The sequence below is a fragment of the Mesorhizobium sp. LjNodule214 genome (assembly GCF_964252735.1).
Classification (GTDB): Bacteria; Pseudomonadota; Alphaproteobacteria; order Rhizobiales; family Rhizobiaceae; genus Mesorhizobium.
Genome location: NZ_CAXUPE020000002.1, coordinates 497184 through 512442, shown reverse-complemented (window position 1 = coordinate 512442; position 15259 = coordinate 497184). Strand labels below are relative to the sequence as shown.

Annotated in this window: 23 protein-coding genes; 1 reads left to right on the top strand and 22 read right to left on the bottom strand. The window is 63.1% G+C overall.

Annotated elements, in window-relative coordinates:
* Positions 1 to 3: 3 nt before the first annotated feature.
* Positions 4 to 183 carry a hypothetical protein gene (locus ACSQ3Z_RS16425; protein WP_436172375.1) on the bottom strand — a complete coding sequence of 60 codons (180 nt, stop codon included), beginning with the start codon at positions 181 to 183 and terminating at the stop codon, positions 4 to 6.
* Positions 184 to 322: 139 nt separating this feature from the next.
* Here ACSQ3Z_RS16425 and ACSQ3Z_RS16420 point away from each other — a divergent pair, with 139 nt between their 5' ends.
* On the top strand, positions 323 to 730 hold the full coding sequence (locus ACSQ3Z_RS16420) for a nuclear transport factor 2 family protein (RefSeq protein WP_436172374.1): 408 nt from the start codon (positions 323 to 325) through the stop codon (positions 728 to 730).
* A gap of 187 nt (positions 731 to 917) precedes the next feature.
* Here the strand turns inward: ACSQ3Z_RS16420 and ACSQ3Z_RS16415 are convergent, their stop codons facing one another.
* From ACSQ3Z_RS16415 to cbiE, 21 genes are all read right to left on the bottom strand, one after another.
* On the bottom strand, positions 918 to 1259 hold the full coding sequence (locus tag ACSQ3Z_RS16415; RefSeq protein WP_436172373.1) for a c-type cytochrome: 342 nt from the start codon (positions 1257 to 1259) through the stop codon (positions 918 to 920).
* A 597-nt stretch (positions 1260 to 1856) separates the two neighbouring features.
* The gene (locus tag ACSQ3Z_RS16410; RefSeq protein WP_436172372.1) at positions 1857 to 2102 is read right to left on the bottom strand and encodes a hypothetical protein; all 246 of its coding nucleotides are present in this window, start codon (positions 2100 to 2102) and stop codon (positions 1857 to 1859) included.
* The gene (locus ACSQ3Z_RS16405; RefSeq protein ID WP_436172371.1) at positions 2102 to 2356 is read right to left on the bottom strand and encodes a hypothetical protein; all 255 of its coding nucleotides are present in this window, start codon (positions 2354 to 2356) and stop codon (positions 2102 to 2104) included. Before ACSQ3Z_RS16405 ends, ACSQ3Z_RS16410 begins: the two co-directional genes overlap by 1 nt.
* Before the next feature lie 3 nt (positions 2357 to 2359).
* Positions 2360 to 2728, bottom strand: coding sequence for a hypothetical protein (locus tag ACSQ3Z_RS16400; RefSeq protein ID WP_436172370.1), 369 nt, complete (start codon positions 2726 to 2728; stop codon positions 2360 to 2362).
* A 106-nt stretch (positions 2729 to 2834) separates the two neighbouring features.
* Entirely contained in the window at positions 2835 to 3038 is a 204-nt protein-coding gene (locus ACSQ3Z_RS16395; protein ID WP_436172369.1) for a hypothetical protein, read from the bottom strand.
* Positions 3035 to 3307: a hypothetical protein gene (locus ACSQ3Z_RS16390; RefSeq protein ID WP_436172368.1), complete on the bottom strand. Its 273-nt coding sequence runs from the start codon at positions 3305 to 3307 to the stop codon at positions 3035 to 3037. The genes ACSQ3Z_RS16395 and ACSQ3Z_RS16390 overlap by 4 nt, the downstream gene beginning before the upstream one ends.
* Before the next feature lie 14 nt (positions 3308 to 3321).
* Entirely contained in the window at positions 3322 to 4395 is a 1074-nt protein-coding gene (locus ACSQ3Z_RS16385; protein WP_436172367.1) for a phage major capsid family protein, read from the bottom strand.
* Between the two features lie 72 nt (positions 4396 to 4467).
* Positions 4468 to 4590 carry a hypothetical protein gene (locus tag ACSQ3Z_RS16380; protein WP_436172366.1) on the bottom strand — a complete coding sequence of 41 codons (123 nt, stop codon included), beginning with the start codon at positions 4588 to 4590 and terminating at the stop codon, positions 4468 to 4470.
* A 290-nt stretch (positions 4591 to 4880) separates the two neighbouring features.
* On the bottom strand, positions 4881 to 5201 hold the full coding sequence (locus ACSQ3Z_RS16375; RefSeq protein ID WP_436172365.1) for a hypothetical protein: 321 nt from the start codon (positions 5199 to 5201) through the stop codon (positions 4881 to 4883).
* 194 nt (positions 5202 to 5395) lie between these two features.
* Positions 5396 to 5623 carry a hypothetical protein gene (locus ACSQ3Z_RS16370; protein ID WP_436172364.1) on the bottom strand — a complete coding sequence of 76 codons (228 nt, stop codon included), beginning with the start codon at positions 5621 to 5623 and terminating at the stop codon, positions 5396 to 5398.
* 345 nt (positions 5624 to 5968) lie between these two features.
* The gene (locus ACSQ3Z_RS16365; RefSeq protein ID WP_436172363.1) at positions 5969 to 6166 is read right to left on the bottom strand and encodes a hypothetical protein; all 198 of its coding nucleotides are present in this window, start codon (positions 6164 to 6166) and stop codon (positions 5969 to 5971) included.
* On the bottom strand, positions 6163 to 6363 hold the full coding sequence (locus ACSQ3Z_RS16360; RefSeq protein ID WP_436172362.1) for a hypothetical protein: 201 nt from the start codon (positions 6361 to 6363) through the stop codon (positions 6163 to 6165). The genes ACSQ3Z_RS16365 and ACSQ3Z_RS16360 overlap by 4 nt, the downstream gene beginning before the upstream one ends.
* A gap of 77 nt (positions 6364 to 6440) precedes the next feature.
* The gene (locus ACSQ3Z_RS16355) at positions 6441 to 7001 is read right to left on the bottom strand and encodes a hypothetical protein (RefSeq protein ID WP_436172361.1); all 561 of its coding nucleotides are present in this window, start codon (positions 6999 to 7001) and stop codon (positions 6441 to 6443) included.
* Entirely contained in the window at positions 6998 to 8245 is a 1248-nt protein-coding gene (locus ACSQ3Z_RS16350; RefSeq protein WP_436172360.1) for a tyrosine-type recombinase/integrase, read from the bottom strand. The genes ACSQ3Z_RS16355 and ACSQ3Z_RS16350 overlap by 4 nt, the downstream gene beginning before the upstream one ends.
* 602 nt (positions 8246 to 8847) lie before the next feature.
* Positions 8848 to 9858: a nicotinate-nucleotide--dimethylbenzimidazole phosphoribosyltransferase gene (gene cobT / locus ACSQ3Z_RS16345; protein WP_436172359.1), complete on the bottom strand. Its 1011-nt coding sequence runs from the start codon at positions 9856 to 9858 to the stop codon at positions 8848 to 8850.
* 24 nt (positions 9859 to 9882) lie between these two features.
* A complete protein-coding gene (locus ACSQ3Z_RS16340; protein ID WP_436172358.1) occupies positions 9883 to 10659 on the bottom strand; it encodes an adenosylcobinamide-GDP ribazoletransferase in 777 nt (258 codons plus the stop codon).
* A gap of 3 nt (positions 10660 to 10662) precedes the next feature.
* Positions 10663 to 11973, bottom strand: coding sequence for a cobyrinate a,c-diamide synthase (locus ACSQ3Z_RS16335; RefSeq protein ID WP_436172357.1), 1311 nt, complete (start codon positions 11971 to 11973; stop codon positions 10663 to 10665).
* On the bottom strand, positions 11970 to 12788 hold the full coding sequence (gene cobA, locus ACSQ3Z_RS16330) for a uroporphyrinogen-III C-methyltransferase (RefSeq protein ID WP_436172356.1): 819 nt from the start codon (positions 12786 to 12788) through the stop codon (positions 11970 to 11972). Before cobA ends, ACSQ3Z_RS16335 begins: the two co-directional genes overlap by 4 nt.
* A complete protein-coding gene (gene cobM / locus ACSQ3Z_RS16325; protein WP_436172355.1) occupies positions 12785 to 13549 on the bottom strand; it encodes a precorrin-4 C(11)-methyltransferase in 765 nt (254 codons plus the stop codon). The genes cobA and cobM overlap by 4 nt, the downstream gene beginning before the upstream one ends.
* A complete protein-coding gene (locus ACSQ3Z_RS16320) occupies positions 13546 to 13932 on the bottom strand; it encodes a cobalamin biosynthesis protein (RefSeq protein ID WP_436172354.1) in 387 nt (128 codons plus the stop codon). The genes cobM and ACSQ3Z_RS16320 overlap by 4 nt, the downstream gene beginning before the upstream one ends.
* Positions 13929 to 15158 (bottom strand): precorrin-6y C5,15-methyltransferase (decarboxylating) subunit CbiE, encoded by a 1230-nt coding sequence (cbiE, locus tag ACSQ3Z_RS16315; RefSeq protein WP_436172353.1) that lies wholly within the window; start codon positions 15156 to 15158, stop codon positions 13929 to 13931. The genes ACSQ3Z_RS16320 and cbiE overlap by 4 nt, the downstream gene beginning before the upstream one ends.
* Positions 15159 to 15259: the final 101 nt, after the last annotated feature.

Here is a 15259-nt window from a genome sequence, read left to right as displayed (position 1 = left end):
GTTTTAAAGGTCCGCCCGCCCGTCATTGGCCTTGCCGTATGCGTTCGGCCGCGAGTCCGGCGTATAAATCAGCCCGACTCGTTTACCGCCGCACTTGGCGCATTTCAGCTTCGGAATGAGGTCATCGGCCATTGCCGGCGTGTCGGGTCCGAACCGATCGTGGCAGCGCGCCGTCACCGCCATCCGGCGTCTGGAGCGCCGACTCAAGGCGTGGCGCCTAATCTTAGTTCCAAAGCATTTTAGCAAAATTGAATATTCGAATGAACGGCCTATAATTTGCCAATCGGCAAACCTACCCCGTTCGCCGGCTAGGGAGGAAGTTATGGCAGACGTGACGCCTAGAAATCAGAACTCCGACCTCGTACGGCGCGGTTATGCGGCGTTCGACGCAGGAGACATGGACACTCTCACGCAAACGATCGACGAGTCCTGCACGTGGCATAGTCCGGGGAAGAGTTCGATCGCCGGAGACTACAAGGGCCACGAAGCGATTTTTGGTCACTTCGGCCGGTTGGGCAGCGAAACCCACGGGACCTTCAAAACCAATCTTTTGCACGTAACGGAGAGCGAGGACGGATCGGTGGTCGCCGTCCATCGCGATACCGCGGAGCGGAACGGCAAACGGCTGGATGTACTCACGTGCATCGTCTTCGACATCAAGAACGGCAAGGCGATAGACGGCCGGGAGTATATCTACGACCTCTACGCCTGGGACGCGTTCTGGGCATAAGCCTCGAAAGCGACCCAAAGCTGGTTAGTCCCCGACGACGACGAGGTAGCCGGGCCGCTACTAGCCCCACGAGCGCGCGTTTCGGCCGGCCGCTCTCCTACACCGGCGAAGCGCCTCGCGCGTCCTGGCGCCCGCCTGTGGCTTGGCTGGCCATGGTTTGCCCGCCATTTGCGCGGGCACAGTGATGTCACTGCGGAGCTTCGACGGTAATCTTGATCGCGGCATAGTAAGCCGCAGCATTGGCGATGTCTTCCTGGCTCAGGTTCTTGGTGACCGCCGACATCATTTGACTCTTGCGCTCTCCGGCCTTGTAAGCCATCAGCGCGTGGAGGAGATATTCGTACTTCTGCCCGGCGATATTGGGCGTGTAAGGCTGTCTGCTGAGGCCATCCTTGCCGTGGCACGCTTGGCATTGCACCATGACTTTCCGGCCGGCGGTGATGTCGCCTGCTGCCTGCGCAAATGACGAGGTGACCATGAGGGCAGCCAGGCCAAGGATCAAACCACGCGAGTAAGTATCTTTAATCATCGAAGTCCTCCCCTCGGGGACCAAACGGCCGGCGATGGCTGTTTCCGATATTCGCTGATGGCGGCAGCGCATTGTTCACGTGTGTCGAAAGAGCCGGGTAGGACGACCATTCCACCCTGCGGACCGGCGACTACCAGATACCAGACCAACGCTACGGTCGAAGCCATAGGAATTTCCTCGTCCCATAGGATTTGGAGCAGCGCACTCGGTCGTCAAGGGGTCGCTAATATTGCGAGACAGTGAGATCACACAGCGCCCTGGCCGCGCGGCTCGACACACCCACACAGGCGGGCGCCAGGACGCGCGAGGCGCTTCGCCGGTGTAGGAGAGCGGCCGGCCGAAACGCGCGCTGGCGGGGCTAATTCGACCATGGAAGATTCGCTATGCCGTCTCGCCGGGTGTAGGGTGCCTTGTCGTCCGATCCAAAAGGCCACGGACGCTTGAAAGAGTCGATCACGCTTTAGCCCTGCAATGCGTGCCGAACGCGTCACCTTTTGCCACAAACGGGTCGGCGGAGTAGCATCCTCAGAACGGCCACCATGCCAGCGCCATGACGACGCCAGCGGCAACGGTGAAAGGCGAGCCAGGCGCCCGTGATCATCGACATGCCGCCTCAAGTTCCTGCCGGATTTCCCACATCATCGGCCAATCTGCCGCCCAGGCCGTGCCATTTGCCCACACTGGCGGCTCCGGCCCGTCAACTTCGAGTGGATTCGGCTGCCATGGCTTAAGGTGCAAAGCATCGAAGAGAGCCGTGCGGTCACCGGCCTTGAACGCTTCGAGCGAGGCGGGAGTAACGCTGCGCTTGATGTCGCGGCGAAGTGGTGTGCGCTTTGTCGCCATTATGGCGCTCCAAATTCTTGCAGTGCCCAAGGTGTTTCGCGGGTGTCTGTCGGTTGCCAAGGCCCCAGGAAGGCGCCTCCCAGGCGCTTCCATGCCTCGGGGGCGGCGGCTTTAACTTCCGCGTCGGTCAACAGCCCAAACGGCTCCAGGTCATTGAAGAAATCGAACTCGCATGTGAACACGTCAGACCATGCGGCAAGCTCTGCCTCACTGCCGATTTGCCGGCGCCGCAGGGGCTTGCGTTTCGTTGCCATTTGCTAGCCTTCCCACCCGCCGCCGGATGGCCGGCCAGGCCCTGCGCGCACTGGCTCAAGATCCAGGCCTAACCGGGCCAGCGTGCGAATGCAGAGCGATCGCGCCGCCGTCTCGTGCTTCAAACCCGGATGATCCCTGAGCCCGGCCTTGGTGCGAATGACCGCGCCGTCAGTATCGATTTGCGCCTTCAGCGCCTCGGCTCGATCGAGCGCTTGGCAGCTCGTCAGCAAAAACTCGATCCCGGCAGCGTCCTCGATGCCGTATTGGCTATGCACCGACTGCCAGAGAGCCCGCCCGTGCTCGCCAAGCGGACGAGGTGGCGCCGGGCTCTTCGGCGGGTTGCTGGCTACTAGTTTGAGGTTTTTCGCCATTTATTTTTCCATCTCGTGAATGAAAAGCTCAATTTCATGAAAGTTAAGGTATGGGAGCCGGTCGCATGATTTGCTCGCCAGAATCGTCAAAGTCCCCCCCGGTGGGTCAGCCTTGGAGGAACGCGGTTAGGAAGCCGGCCGCGTAGTCAAAGGCCATGGCCTCGTCACCATCGAAGTCGGCTGTAGGCAGCCTCATGGATAGGAAGGCCGTATCGTCGTCGTCAGCGGTGTGTCCAGTCGCGCATACGTACTGGCCATCTTCCGACAGATCGACATCGACTTGCAGTATCGGGTTGCGGGCGATGTTCATTGAGCACCGCCTTTGACAGCCAGCGTCCACAGCTTGCCGTCGCCGGGCTCGCCGCCTTTGATGTCGACGTTCGCGTGCCACATGCCGCCTTTGTAGGTGACCAGAGAGCCGGCCTTGTAAGCTTGCTGCCGCTGCCACACGCCGCAGTACTTCACGCCAATGCCGTCCATCTCTGCGAGCCGCGCCTTGATCGGCGCCAGTTCCTTTTCGACGTAGCTCTTGACGACAGCCACGATGTCTTTGCCGAATGCTTTCCCGTCGAAGCTCATCCTGTTTGCCTCCGTTATGCCGGGCTGTCGGCGCTGTTGCCCCACGAGATGGACGTCTTCTCGATGACGGCGCCAGCGCGGAACACTTCGGCGCCGAAGTACGTGCGAGCCAGCAGCGCCTTCAGGTTCCGGGTCCACAAATTGACCAGTACTGTGGACGAGGTCGACGGCGAATCGGGCGCGGTGTCGAGTTGAACATCGGCGTGCCTGAAAACATCGAGCAAAACCGGGTCGCTGTTGCCCATGACGCCAGCGGCATCGACCAGCATCAGCTTTCCGGCCGCTACCTGGTCGCTGACGAGGAACGGCAGGTTCAAGATCGAGCCGCCTTGCGCCGACATCTGCGGAAAGACGAAGCTGCCGCTGTCGTAGAGTGCCGATGCGCGCTTTGCGACGTTCGTTGCGCCGATCCAATACAACCGCGATGCGGCGTTCGTGGAAATGTCGTCGAGCATAGTCCGGAGGTCATACGCGGCGGCGGTCGCGGTGCTGCCGATGCTCGCGGTGCTCGATGTTGCAGCCGCGCTCAGGATCGCGACGAATTGACGGTCGATAGCCTCGGCAACGCCGGCCTTCAGTTCGCGGTCGAGAAGCGCCACGGCGGCCGGCGATGCGATGCGCAGAAGTTCGTCGGAAACGATCACCAAGCAGACCGCTTCGAGCGGGTCTAGACCTTCGTTTTCGAGCGCCAAGCTGGTCAACTGCCTGGCGGAAGCTTCGCCGCGAACATAGCCGGTTGCGTTGCTGACGGTAATGGCCAAGCGCTCCCTCAACGGGATTTGCTTCACGCCGCCGGCAAGCAGTCTAAGGAAGATTGAGCTGTTCCGAACGCCTTCCAGGAATCCGTCGCTGGCGAGCTGATAATCGCCAGCGAGTTCGCCGCCCCAGGTGCCGGATGTCTGGCCGGAACTGATAGCCGCCTTTTGGATCGAAGCCAGGACGTTGCGCACTCGTTCCGGCGCGTTTTCCGTCTCAGCGATGGCCAATGCGCCGCCGTGTTCGTCTCGGCCGAGCATCATATATTTGGCGACGAGCCCGAGACTCTTGGTCTCGGCTGCTGTTGAAGGGATATGAACCGTGCCGCGCATCAAAATTTCTCCAGAAATTATTCGTGCCGGAAATTTCGCACGTTTCGCGGAGGCGTGATGCAACATGTTGCACTACAGATCGAACGTCGCAGGCTCGCCATCGGCGATGTAGGCCTCTAGCGCCTTCTGGATGGCCTGTTTGTCGTCGGCGAGATTCGGATCCAGGTAGCGAGCGCCGACGAGCAACGCGGACACATGAGCCTCATCGAGCCATAGCCCAAGGTGGATCAGGCCAGCACGCGCGTTTCGCCGGGACTTGGTGTATCGAGGGACAGGGGTTGCGGCGTCTGGCAAAAAAACTGCCGATTTCGCGGCGTCACGTGTTGCGCTGGGGGACTGGTCGGCGAAGTGATTGCCGGCAGGTCTCTGGCTACCCCCGGAGGTCGATGGGGATATGGTAGGTAAGGATGTCACGATTTCTATGACGGTTTGGTTCGGCAAAGGGCCGCTTTCGTCATAGTTTTGATGACGGCCTGTCATAGTTTTCATGACAGCCCCGCCTGTTTCGTCATAGTTTTGATGACAGGACCGTCATGGTTTCTATGACGGGGTTTTGTTTTTCCGTTGTGCCCGAGCGGGTTGTTCGAGCCGGTCATCTGCACATGGAAGTCGCGGCCCTCGCGCCACTCGCGATAGAGCTTCCGGCCGTCGCCGATCGAGCCCGGCATTTTCAACTCGGTGAGTTCATAGGCCGGCGACTTCGCGGCACCGTCTACACCGAGACAGGCTTGCTCGGTCTGGAATATGAAGCCCTTGCGCTGCAGGTCATGGAAGCCATTGGCGGCGGTCGTCGGCGTTACGCCCATGAGTTCGGCCGCTTGTCGGACACTCAGACGGATCTTGCCGTTGTTGTTGTTCTCAGGCCCATGCCATTCGAATTTCAGCCAGGGGTATAAAGCTTGCCCGACAGTGCACAGAGCCTTCCACGCGGGCTCCTCATGCGTGCGGCGGATTAGCTTGGTCCAATGCTCGAACGGCTGCTGCTTGCGTTTCGGAGGGCTCATATGGCGCCACCGACCTTGTCGATCACCTCGGCGAGGTCCAGCGCTTCGTATCGATGCGCCGCCGCCAGCGCGTCTTGATAGGTGACGAATGCGGTCGAGCGAACCGGATCGCCGCAATCGAAAACGGTGACCATGAAGCACTGTTCGTCCTGCCAAATTTCGACGCGGAAACAAGACGCCAAGACAGGCGGTTTCCGGCTCGGAAAGCGGATGACGTTGCTCATTTGGCGCCGCCTTTCCGCTTCGGCTTCAATGCGCGCCTATGGGTTTGGACATGATGCAACCTGCAAAGCCAGGTCACGTCAGCAGGTTTCTCATACGAAAAATGATGCCCATCCACATTGTCGGTCGTGCCGCAAACGCTGCAAGGTTGGCGCTTGACCAAGCCCCTACGGATGGCAGCGGCGAGGCAGGTATGCGCCCAGACGGCCCACTGGTTCCGGGCCTTCCACCGAGCTTGCGACGTGTCTTTCGCTTGCCGCTTCCGCGGGGTTTTGATAGGGTCGCTGCCGTTCCTATTTTCTATTTCGACCTTGCGAGCCTCGCCCTGTCCGGCGAGGTTTCGCGTTTCAGGAGGCGATCGCATTGGCGCCTCCACAATTGCGGATTCGCTGTGCGGTCCGGATCGCTTCACAAGCTTGCGCCGCCGTCAGGCCGAACCTGACTTTCATTTCAGGTACGATCGCCATGCCGGTCGGGTCACGTCCCTTAACTAGCCATTCCGCTGCGGCCTGAATCGCAACATCGGGTTCGAGGTCGATGGTCATGCCGCCTCGCTTTCCGACGAGGCGAGGGGACGGGAAGCCGTCCAGCAATCAATCTCCTCGTCTGACCAGACGCGAGTATTTGGCCCGAAATAGCGACCGGGCGGGAATCCTTCGTCCTTGATCCAGTCCAGCAACGTCGGCCAATTGGTGACGATGCCGCGAGCTTTCAGGTCTTTAAATCGGAGAAACGTGGTCATTAGGCGGTGTCCTCAAGTTAGCTGAGAACACTGCTAATAAGCCTGACTTAGCGCCGGATGGTCCTGATATTTAAATTTTAGGACGATCCGAAAAGTATCGGCCCGATACGGTTCCAAACCGTCTCAACAGCTTTGTAGTCCATATTCATGCGGTTAGCGATCAGGGCTTTCGAGACGACACGGCAGGCAGAGTTGTTATCATTGAGGGTGCTGTTGGTTGGAGCCAAACCAAATCGCTCATGAACCTCATGCACGGTGATCGCGATGACAATATCCCGGAGGATGTAATCCGCTTTCGACTTCCCCGGCAGTTTCCGAGGCGGAGCCACCTCAAGCAAGTTCTGATACTCTGACAACGGGCCAGGAAGGGGCTTCCCGGCCAGTACAATTTCTGTGATCAGGTTGCGCATTGCGGCATCGGCGAATTTCCAACCCTGGCTTGCATAATGTGCATAGTCGGCCAAAAGCTCCGGGTTGTTTCTGGCAAGGTTGGTCATCAACTCCTGCACCATGCGTTTGCTATCGTCCTTCGAGAGAAATCGCACCGGCGAGAGGCCGGGCCAGATTTCAATAGGCGTATCTCGGGCGGAGATGATCCGTTCTTTTGCAAACGCAATGGCATCGTCGGCGACGCTCATTGTGCGGCCTTCCTGATAGGCACCACGTTGGCGCTCGGGTCGTTCTTGATGATAGTATCGAGTAGGGCGCCCAGACGCTCCAGAGCGTCGCCCTTTTCGTCGCGGTAGGCGTGGCGATCATAGATCCCTTCCACGCCGGCAATGACGTGGCCCATGACGCGCTCTGCAATGTCGGGACGGACGCCAGCACGGGACATGAGCGACCGCGCCGTGCGCCTTAGATCGTGAACAACCCAAGGAGCGATCTTTGCTCGCTTGTCGAAGGCGGCTTTGGTCTTGGATATGCCGTTGAAGTGACCATCACCCCTACCAGCGAAAACGTATGGATTGGTGCCCATGCGGGTCTGACTGCGGACGATTTCTAGAGCAAGATCGGACAGCTTGAGGTCACCACCAGTTCCCTTTTCCCGGTCATCACTCGGCACGCGCCAGACGCCATCGACTGAAATGTCATCCCATTTCATCGTCATGAGCTTTTCGCGACGTTGAGCAGTAGCCAGGGCAAGCCGCACCATTGCGCCGAACGTGCCGCTGGTTCCGGTATGCTGCCAGACAGTCCTGAGTTCCTCGTCGGTCAGGATGCGTTCGCGGGCACGGTCTTTCGGAACAGTGCGGCGCATTCCCCGGACAATCGGCGAAAGGTAGTCATCATTCCGAGCGGCGAACCAGTTGCAGATTCCGCGAACGATCGCCAGCACCGCGTCAGCTTGCCGGGCGCCGTTCTCGTCCTCGATCTTGTCGAGCAGAGCGGCAACGTCGCCGCGCCGGATCGAGACGAATTCCCGCTTGCCCCACTGGGGAATGACATAGACATCGAGGCAGCGGCGGATTTCATGTTCTGAGAGCAAACCCTTGGCGACAACGTGGCGCTTCAGATAGCCGTCTGAGACGTCGTTGAAGGTCACGGGAGCGGCCTTTTGCTCGACTGGAGGCAAACCCTGGCGGATGCGCTCAATCGCTTCCCTTGCCAGCGTGCGCGCCTTCTCAATGCCCATCTTGTCAGCGGCGCCGATTGTCGCCCAAACCTGTTTGCCGTTTGGGTCGCGCGCCACGGCAACGAATGATTTCGCGCCGGACGGCATCACCCGAACGTAATGGCCGCGCAGCTCGGGATCGGGGGAAGTGTAGCGCGCTGCCTTGGGCTTCAGTGCCTCAACGCCTGTGTCGGAAAACTTGCGCCTGCGGGTCATTGGAAAACTTCCTCCGGCTAACGGCTGGCTAACAATCGGTGCCTGTAAGGGCAACTAAAGTCAGCTAAGCTGGAATGAAGTATTATGCCTTTTCAGTAGGTTATGCAACGGTTGCGTTAGCCCGGCTTAGCGCAGCTTAGCAATTATCCCCTGACTCTTAATCAGCGGGTCCACAGTTCAATCCTGTGCGCACCCACCAAATTTTTCAAAGACTTGGTGGAAAAGACCCCGGAACGATGGGGACGCGAGGCGGGTCGCGTCAGGGTGAGCGTTCTTGCTCAAAGGCCGCGTTTGCCGCGTCCAAAAACGCGGCATGATAGCCACCTGCGCAAACCGCGGTCGTTAACTTTAAGGTTAGGCAGTAAGGTTAATCGCACGTATGAGTTGCATACGGCAAGATTTGCTTTAAAAGTAGTGGCCGCGCTAGCCTTGGCGGGGCTTGGCTGGGTCCGAAAAACTAGCGCGACCTCTACCCGACCATACCTGCGTCGGATGTCTCAAATTAGGACAGCGTGGCTAACGAACGGTTAACGATGTTCTTGGCCCGTGATCCGCTGTCCACCGGACCTATTCATCCTGCGAAAGCGTGGTCGCGAGTAGAGCGGCCACGCTTGCTGTCTTCAAATGCATCGGCAGCGTTGAAACTCTGACCGGGTTTACTTTTCCGATACGCCAGCTTCCGCAAAGCTCGCCATTCGTGCATGGCACTCCAGCGCCGAGCGGACGATATTGACCGCAAGACACGCGCCAGAGCCTTCGCCAAGCCGCATGCCGAGGTCGAGCAACGGCGGCAGGCCGAGCGCTTCGAGCAGGCGGCGGTGGCCGGATTCGGCCGAGACGTGGGCGGCGATGGTGTGGGCGAGGCCGGTCGGGTGCAGCCGAGCCAAAGGTGCAGCGGCGGCGCTGCAGACAAAGCCGTCGAGCAGCACCGGCACATTGTTGTGGCGCGCGGCGAGCGTGGCGCCGAAGATGGCGGCAAGCTCGCGCCCGCCAAGCGTGGCGGCGATCTTCAGCGGATCGGCAAGCGCCGCGGCGTGGCGCTTCAGGCCGGCCTCAATGGCTGTGACCTTGCGCTTCAGGCCGGCATCGTCGACGCCGGTGCCGCGCCCGGTCCATTTCTCCGCACCGCCGCCGAACAGTGCGGCCGAAATCGCGGCCGCCGGCGTCGTGTTGCCGATGCCCATTTCGCCGAAGCAGACAAGGTCGATGTCATTCCTCACCGCATCGTAGCCGGCCGAGACGGCGGCGAGGAAAGCCGTCTCGTCCATCGCCGCCGCCTGCGTGAAATCGCCGGTCGGATGGTCCAGATCGAGCGGAATGACGTCGAGCTCGGCGCCGGCGATGCGGGCAAGCTGGTTGATGGCAGCGCCGCCGCCGGCGAAATTCGCCACCATCTGCACGGTCACTTCGGACGGAAAAGCCGAGACGCCCTGCGCGGTGACGCCATGGTTGCCGGCGAAGACGAAGACTTTCACGCGGTCGAGCTTCGGCATGTCGCGGCCCTGCCAGCGGGCGAGCCAAGCGGCTATGGTTTCGAGACGGCCGAGGCTGCCTTGCGGCTTGGTCAGCGTGTTCTGGCGGCGGGCGACGGCATTTGCCGCCGCATCACTGCCGGCGGGCAGGTCGAGGCAAGCGGCGCGCAGTTCATCGAGCGATTTGAAGGGCATGGGGGCAAAGTCTCCGAGGAAGAGTCAGGATAGGGAAACGGAAGCGACGAGCAGGATCGTGATCTCGCCCAGCTGCTGCAGGGCGCCGACCGTGTCGCCGGTCTGGCCGCCGATCTGGTTGAGGCAAAGGGCGCGGAACGCTGCAAACAGCAGGCCAAGCAGGATGACCGCGACAACAGCGCCTCCCGGCCCGAGCAAGAGCAGCGGGACCGCGCCGAGCACGGCACCGGCTATGGCGGTTTCGACCGAAACGGTGCCGGCGCCGGCCGAGAGGCCGTCGGACCGCGCTGAGGGCAGGAGATGCACGAAGGCGCCCAGCAACCCGCGTGAGGCGGCGTGCGCGGCAATGAGGGCGAAGAGCGCCTGTGTGGGGTCGACGAGTTCCGAAAGTGCGCTCCAGCGGATCAGCAGCGACAGAGCCAGCGCCGATGCGCCGTAGGCGCCGATGCGGCTGTCGCGCATGATCTCCAGTTTCAGGCCGCGCGTCTTGCCGCCGCCAAAGCCATCGGCGACATCGGACAGCCCGTCCTCATGCAAACAGCCGGTGGTGAGCAAGGTTGCCGCCAGGGCAAGTGCCGCCGCTGGACCCATGGCAAGGCCAAACCGTTCCGCCGTCGCGTAGACGACCGCGCCGATCAGGCCGACGGCAAGGCCGGCGACAGGCGCGGCCCAGATCGCGGCGGCCAGGCTGCGGCCGCGAAAGTCGAAGACGGGCAGCGGCAGTCTTGTGAAGAAGACCAGGCAAAGCGCGATGTCGTCGAGGATTTGCCGGGGCGAAAGGGTCAAATTCCGAAGCTTCATGCCCTAGCCCCTCGCAATGGCATGGAAGAACGTGCCGCTGACATGGCCGCGCCGGTAGCCGGAGGCGCCGAGCGGGTTACCCTGGCCGTCGGCAAGGTCGGCAAGCGGTTCGTCATTGCCGGCAGCAAGCATCTGCGCATAGTGGAACTCATGGCCACGGACCAGCGTGCCCTGGTCTCCCAGCGGACAATCGGCACGCAGCCGCGCCTCGCGGTAGCCGAGGTTCATCTTGCGCTTGGCGAAGCTGGTGGAGTGGCCGAGCAGGCCGAGCATTCTGTGCGTCTCGCCCGACGCGTCCTCCAGCGCTTCGCCGAGCACCATGAAGCCGCCGCACTCGCCGTGCACCGGCTTCGTTGCCGCGAAGCTCGCCATGCCGGCAAGGAAATTCCGGGCATCGGCAAGGCGGCCGGCATGAAGCTCCGGATAGCCACCCGGCAACCAGCAGACGTCGCAACCGGCGTCGGGCGCCTCGTCGGCCAGCGGCGAGAAGGGGACGATCTCGGCGCCGGCCTTGCGCCAGTAGGCGGCGACATGCGGGTAGAGGAAGGTAAAGGCGGCATCCTCCGCCAGCGCGATGCGCTGGCCGGGCGGCTGCAAGGCATCGCCGAAGCCGCCGGAAGCCGGGGTGAAGGGCGCGGCCAGCGCCATGATGGCGTCGAGATCGAGCGAGCGCTCGACCATGTCGGCCAAAAGGTCGAGATGCGCCATCAGGTTCTCATATTCGCCGGCCTGGACGAGGCCGAGATGGCGCTCCGGCAGGTTGAGCGTGGGATCGCGCAGGATGGCGCCGACGACGGGCAGGCCGAGCGCCTCGATGGCGTCGCCGCAGAGCCGGCGATGGCGTTCGCTGCCGAGCCGGTTGAGCACGACGCCGGCCATGCGCACATCGGGATCATAGGTGGCAAAGCCCTTGGCCACCGCCGCGGCAGTCGTCGACTGTCCGGATACGTCGAGCACCAGCAGCACCGGCAGGCCGTAGAGCCGGGCGAGATCGGCGGCCGAGCCGGAGCGTCCGGCAGGCGCGGGAATACCGTCGAACAGGCCCATGGCGCTTTCAAGGAAGATGAAATCGGCATCCTCGGTCGCGTTGCCGGCGAGCGCGTTGAGCAAGGCCGGCGACATCGCCCAGCTGTCCAGATTGACACCGGACAGACCCGTCGCGGCGGTGTGGAAGCCGGGGTCGATATAGTCGGGACCGGATTTGGCGCCGCGCACCTTGACGCCGCGCCGCGCCAGCGCGCGCAGGATGCCTATCGTGACGCTGGTCTTGCCGGAACCCGAGCGCGGTGCGCCGATGATGATGGCGCGGGTCATGGCTCGCCCGCCAGTGCCGAGCGCATGGCGACGATGCCGCCGACGACGATCAGCGCCGGCGCGGTGAGCCCGGCCGCCGCTGCCTCTTCGGCGATGGTGGCTAAAGTGGCGACGACGATGCGCTCCTGCGGTGTCGTCGCGGACACGATCACCGCGGCCGGTGTCGACGGCGTCAGGCCGCCGTCGAGGAGGGAGGCTGCGATGACGGGCAGATTGGCCATGCCCATATAGACGACTACGGGCTGGCCGGTGCGGGCGATTGCCGCCCAGTCGAGGTCGTCATCGGTGCCGGCGGCATGGCCGGTCGCCAGGATCACCGCCTTGTTGATGCCGCGCATGGTGGCAGGGATGCCGGCCGCGGCGAGCGCGCTGAGGCCCGACGTCAGGCCGGCCAGGACGCGGAACGGGATGCTTTCTCGCGCCAGCGCCAGCGCCTCTTCGCCACCACGGCCGAAAATATAGGGGTCGCCGCCCTTCAGCCGGACGACCCTGCGGCCCTCGCGCGCCAGACGCACCAGCAAAGCGGTGATGTCGTCCTGTTTCATCGACGGCCGGCCACCGCGTTTGCCGGCATAGAAAAGCTCGGCGCCTTCGGCGACGGCAACGACATCGGGCGAGACCAGCGCATCGTAGACAAGCGCGTCGCATTGCCCGAGCGCGGCCAGCACTTCCAGCGTCAGGCAGCCGGGATCGCCGGGGCCGGCGCCCGCCAGCCAGACGTGTCCGGGCGCCAACTCGCTCGGCCTGAATTTCAGCCGCGCGAGCGCCTGCTCGACCGTTGCGTTTCCGCTCTTATGCTTGGCGCTGCCGCTCACAATCCGTCCCGTCCGCGAAAACGCCGCTGGTAGTGGGCGTCGTAAAGTGAACTCTCGCCAAAATCCTGCGCCGCCAGCGAACTGCCGACGAAGATGATCGCCGTGCGCTCCATCGGATCGGCGGCCAGCTGCGCCTCGATGGTCGCCAACGTGCCGGTCAGCACGCGCTCGTCCGGCCAGGAGGCGCGGAAGACGACCGCCACCGGGCAGTCGGCGCCATAGAGCGGCGTCAGCTCGGCGACGACGCGGTCGATGGCATGGATGGCGAGATGGATGGCAAGCGTGGCGCCGGTGCGGCCGAAGCCGGCCAGCGTCTCGCCCGGCGGCATTTTCGAGGCGCGGCCGGAGACGCGGGTCAGCACCAGGCTTTGCGCGACTTCGGGAATGGTGAGTTCGCGGCGCAACGCTGCGGCAGCGGCGGCGAAGGAGGGCACGCCCGGCGTCAGCGTGTAAGGGATGCCGTGCTTCTCCAGCCGGCGGATCTGCTCGGCCACCGCGCTCCATACCGACAGGTCGCCGGAATGCAGGCGAGCGACATCGTGGCCAGCCTTGTGGGCGGCGACATATTCGGCCTCGATCTCGTCCAGCGATATCGGCGCGGTATCAATTATCTTTGTCCCGGGCGCGCAGTGCTGCAGCAATTCCGGTGCGACGATCGAGCCGGCATGGAGACAGACCGGACAACTGGCCAGCAGCCTTGCGCCGCGCAGTGTGATGAGGTCGGCGGCGCCCGGACCGGCGCCGATGAAATGGACAGTCATGGCGCATCTCCGCTGATGGCGATGGCGCAGGTGACCGGGCCGAGCACGGTGCGCGGCCCGAGCAGCTTTGCGCCTTTGCCGGCGGCGGCCAGCGCGGAGGCTTCGGAAACTGATGGCGTACCGGCATGCGCTTGTGACAGTTCGGAGCGGCTGAGCGTGCTGGATGATGCGGCCTTGAGGGCATCGTCCTCGACAACGACTACCGGAAGCGAGAGTTCGCGCCCGGCGGAGAAGATTGCCTCTTCGTCGCGTTTGAGCGGTGCGGTGGCCAACGCTGAAAGCGCCGTCATCGCCAGCCCGTGTGCTTCCAGCGCGGTCTCTATCGCCGCAAGCACCTCGCTTGCGTTGACGCCTTTGCGGCTGCCGATGCCCGCGACCATCATGGCTTCACCCAGCTCCATTGGATGACAGGCATGGCCGGCCGCCAGGCTTGCATCGCGCCGACCGGGGAGGCGCGGGATATGGCAATGCGGGTCAGATCGCCGCCGTGCCTGGTGTGCTGGGCGAGGAGCAAAGCCTCCATCTCCAGCGTCACGGCATTGGCCACCAGCCGACCGCCGGAGGGCAACGCCTTGATGGCTGCGCCGAGCACGCCGGTATCGCTGCCACCGCCGCCGATGAAGATGGCATCGGGTGTATCCAGTTTGGCTAGCGCCTTCGGCGCCGAACCTTCGACGACGACAAGGCCGGGGACGCCGCAAGCAGCAGCGTTGCGATGAATGCGGGCAGCGCGGGTCGAATCGGCCTCGATAGCGATGGCGCGCATCGAGGGGTGGGCCAACATCCATTCGATGCCGATCGAGCCGGAACCGGCGCCGATATCCCACAGCAGTTCGCCGCGCCGCGGCGCCAGCGCCGACAGGGTCATGGCGCGGACCTCGCGCTTGGTGATCTGGCCGTCATGCTCGAAAAGATGATCGGCCAGGCCCGATGCGAGCGGCAGGATTCGGGCATCCGGAGTTGAGTCAACTTCGATCGCCAGCACGTTGAGCGGGTTGATATTTTCGAGATTGAACGCGTCGGCGCGGGTCGAACGCGCGTTTTCGCCCGGACCGCCCAAGGCCTCCAGCACCGTCACCCGCGATGCGCCGAAGTCGAGTTCGGTCAGCAGCCGCGCGATCGCCGTCGGCGCATCGGCGTCGGAGGTCAGGGCAAGAATGCGGGTGCCGGGGTGCAGTAGCGGCCGGATCAAGTCGATCGAGTGGCCATGCAGGGAAATGGTCTCGATGTCCTGCAAGGCCCAGCCGAGGCGGGATGCGGCCAGCGAAAGGGACGATGGCGCGGGGATGACATGCATGTCCTGCGTCTTCACCTTGCGGGCGAGGGTGGCGCCGACGCCATGGAAGAACGGGTCGCCGGAGGCGAGCACGCAGACGTTCTTGCCGGCCAGCGCCAGCACGTCGCGCATGTCCGGGTCGAAGGGAGTCGGCCATGGGCGCGGCTCGCCCTTGGCCAGGGAAGCGACCAGCGCCAGATGCCGCTTGCCGCCGAAGATGACTTCGGCTTGCGCAATGCGCTGCTTGGCCTCGTCGCCGAGACCCGCTACACCGTCCTCGCCGATGCCGATGACAGTGAGCCATTTGGGCGTTGGCTGCTTGATTCTTGACATGCCGCGCCGCCCCTCATCCGCCTGCCGGCACCTTCTCCCCGTATAGTGACGGGGAGAAGAGAGAAGCTCCGACGCTGACGCCCCCCTCTCCCCGTTCTTCA

Excerpts from the sequence above, each read along its gene's own strand:
- ACSQ3Z_RS16425 (WP_436172375.1), bottom strand. The coding sequence starts at position 183 with ATGGCGGTGACGGCGCGCTGCCACGATCGGTTCGGACCCGACACGCCG.
- ACSQ3Z_RS16420 (WP_436172374.1), top strand. The coding sequence starts at position 323 with ATGGCAGACGTGACGCCTAGAAATCAGAACTCCGACCTCGTACGGCGC.
- ACSQ3Z_RS16415 (WP_436172373.1), bottom strand. The coding sequence starts at position 1,259 with ATGATTAAAGATACTTACTCGCGTGGTTTGATCCTTGGCCTGGCTGCC.
- ACSQ3Z_RS16410 (WP_436172372.1), bottom strand. The coding sequence starts at position 2,102 with ATGGCGACAAAGCGCACACCACTTCGCCGCGACATCAAGCGCAGCGTT.
- ACSQ3Z_RS16405 (WP_436172371.1), bottom strand. The coding sequence starts at position 2,356 with ATGGCAACGAAACGCAAGCCCCTGCGGCGCCGGCAAATCGGCAGTGAG.
- ACSQ3Z_RS16400 (WP_436172370.1), bottom strand. The coding sequence starts at position 2,728 with ATGGCGAAAAACCTCAAACTAGTAGCCAGCAACCCGCCGAAGAGCCCG.
- ACSQ3Z_RS16395 (WP_436172369.1), bottom strand. The coding sequence starts at position 3,038 with ATGAACATCGCCCGCAACCCGATACTGCAAGTCGATGTCGATCTGTCG.
- ACSQ3Z_RS16390 (WP_436172368.1), bottom strand. The coding sequence starts at position 3,307 with ATGAGCTTCGACGGGAAAGCATTCGGCAAAGACATCGTGGCTGTCGTC.
- ACSQ3Z_RS16385 (WP_436172367.1), bottom strand. The coding sequence starts at position 4,395 with ATGCGCGGCACGGTTCATATCCCTTCAACAGCAGCCGAGACCAAGAGT.
- ACSQ3Z_RS16375 (WP_436172365.1), bottom strand. The coding sequence starts at position 5,201 with ATGGGCGTAACGCCGACGACCGCCGCCAATGGCTTCCATGACCTGCAG.
- ACSQ3Z_RS16370 (WP_436172364.1), bottom strand. The coding sequence starts at position 5,623 with ATGAGCAACGTCATCCGCTTTCCGAGCCGGAAACCGCCTGTCTTGGCG.
- ACSQ3Z_RS16365 (WP_436172363.1), bottom strand. The coding sequence starts at position 6,166 with ATGACCATCGACCTCGAACCCGATGTTGCGATTCAGGCCGCAGCGGAA.
- ACSQ3Z_RS16360 (WP_436172362.1), bottom strand. The coding sequence starts at position 6,363 with ATGACCACGTTTCTCCGATTTAAAGACCTGAAAGCTCGCGGCATCGTC.
- ACSQ3Z_RS16355 (WP_436172361.1), bottom strand. The coding sequence starts at position 7,001 with ATGAGCGTCGCCGACGATGCCATTGCGTTTGCAAAAGAACGGATCATC.
- cobT (WP_436172359.1), bottom strand. The coding sequence starts at position 9,858 with ATGCCCTTCAAATCGCTCGATGAACTGCGCGCCGCTTGCCTCGACCTG.
- ACSQ3Z_RS16340 (WP_436172358.1), bottom strand. The coding sequence starts at position 10,659 with ATGAAGCTTCGGAATTTGACCCTTTCGCCCCGGCAAATCCTCGACGAC.
- ACSQ3Z_RS16335 (WP_436172357.1), bottom strand. The coding sequence starts at position 11,973 with ATGACCCGCGCCATCATCATCGGCGCACCGCGCTCGGGTTCCGGCAAG.
- cobM (WP_436172355.1), bottom strand. The coding sequence starts at position 13,549 with ATGACTGTCCATTTCATCGGCGCCGGTCCGGGCGCCGCCGACCTCATC.
- ACSQ3Z_RS16320 (WP_436172354.1), bottom strand. The coding sequence starts at position 13,932 with ATGATGGTCGCGGGCATCGGCAGCCGCAAAGGCGTCAACGCAAGCGAG.
- cbiE (WP_436172353.1), bottom strand. The coding sequence starts at position 15,158 with ATGTCAAGAATCAAGCAGCCAACGCCCAAATGGCTCACTGTCATCGGC.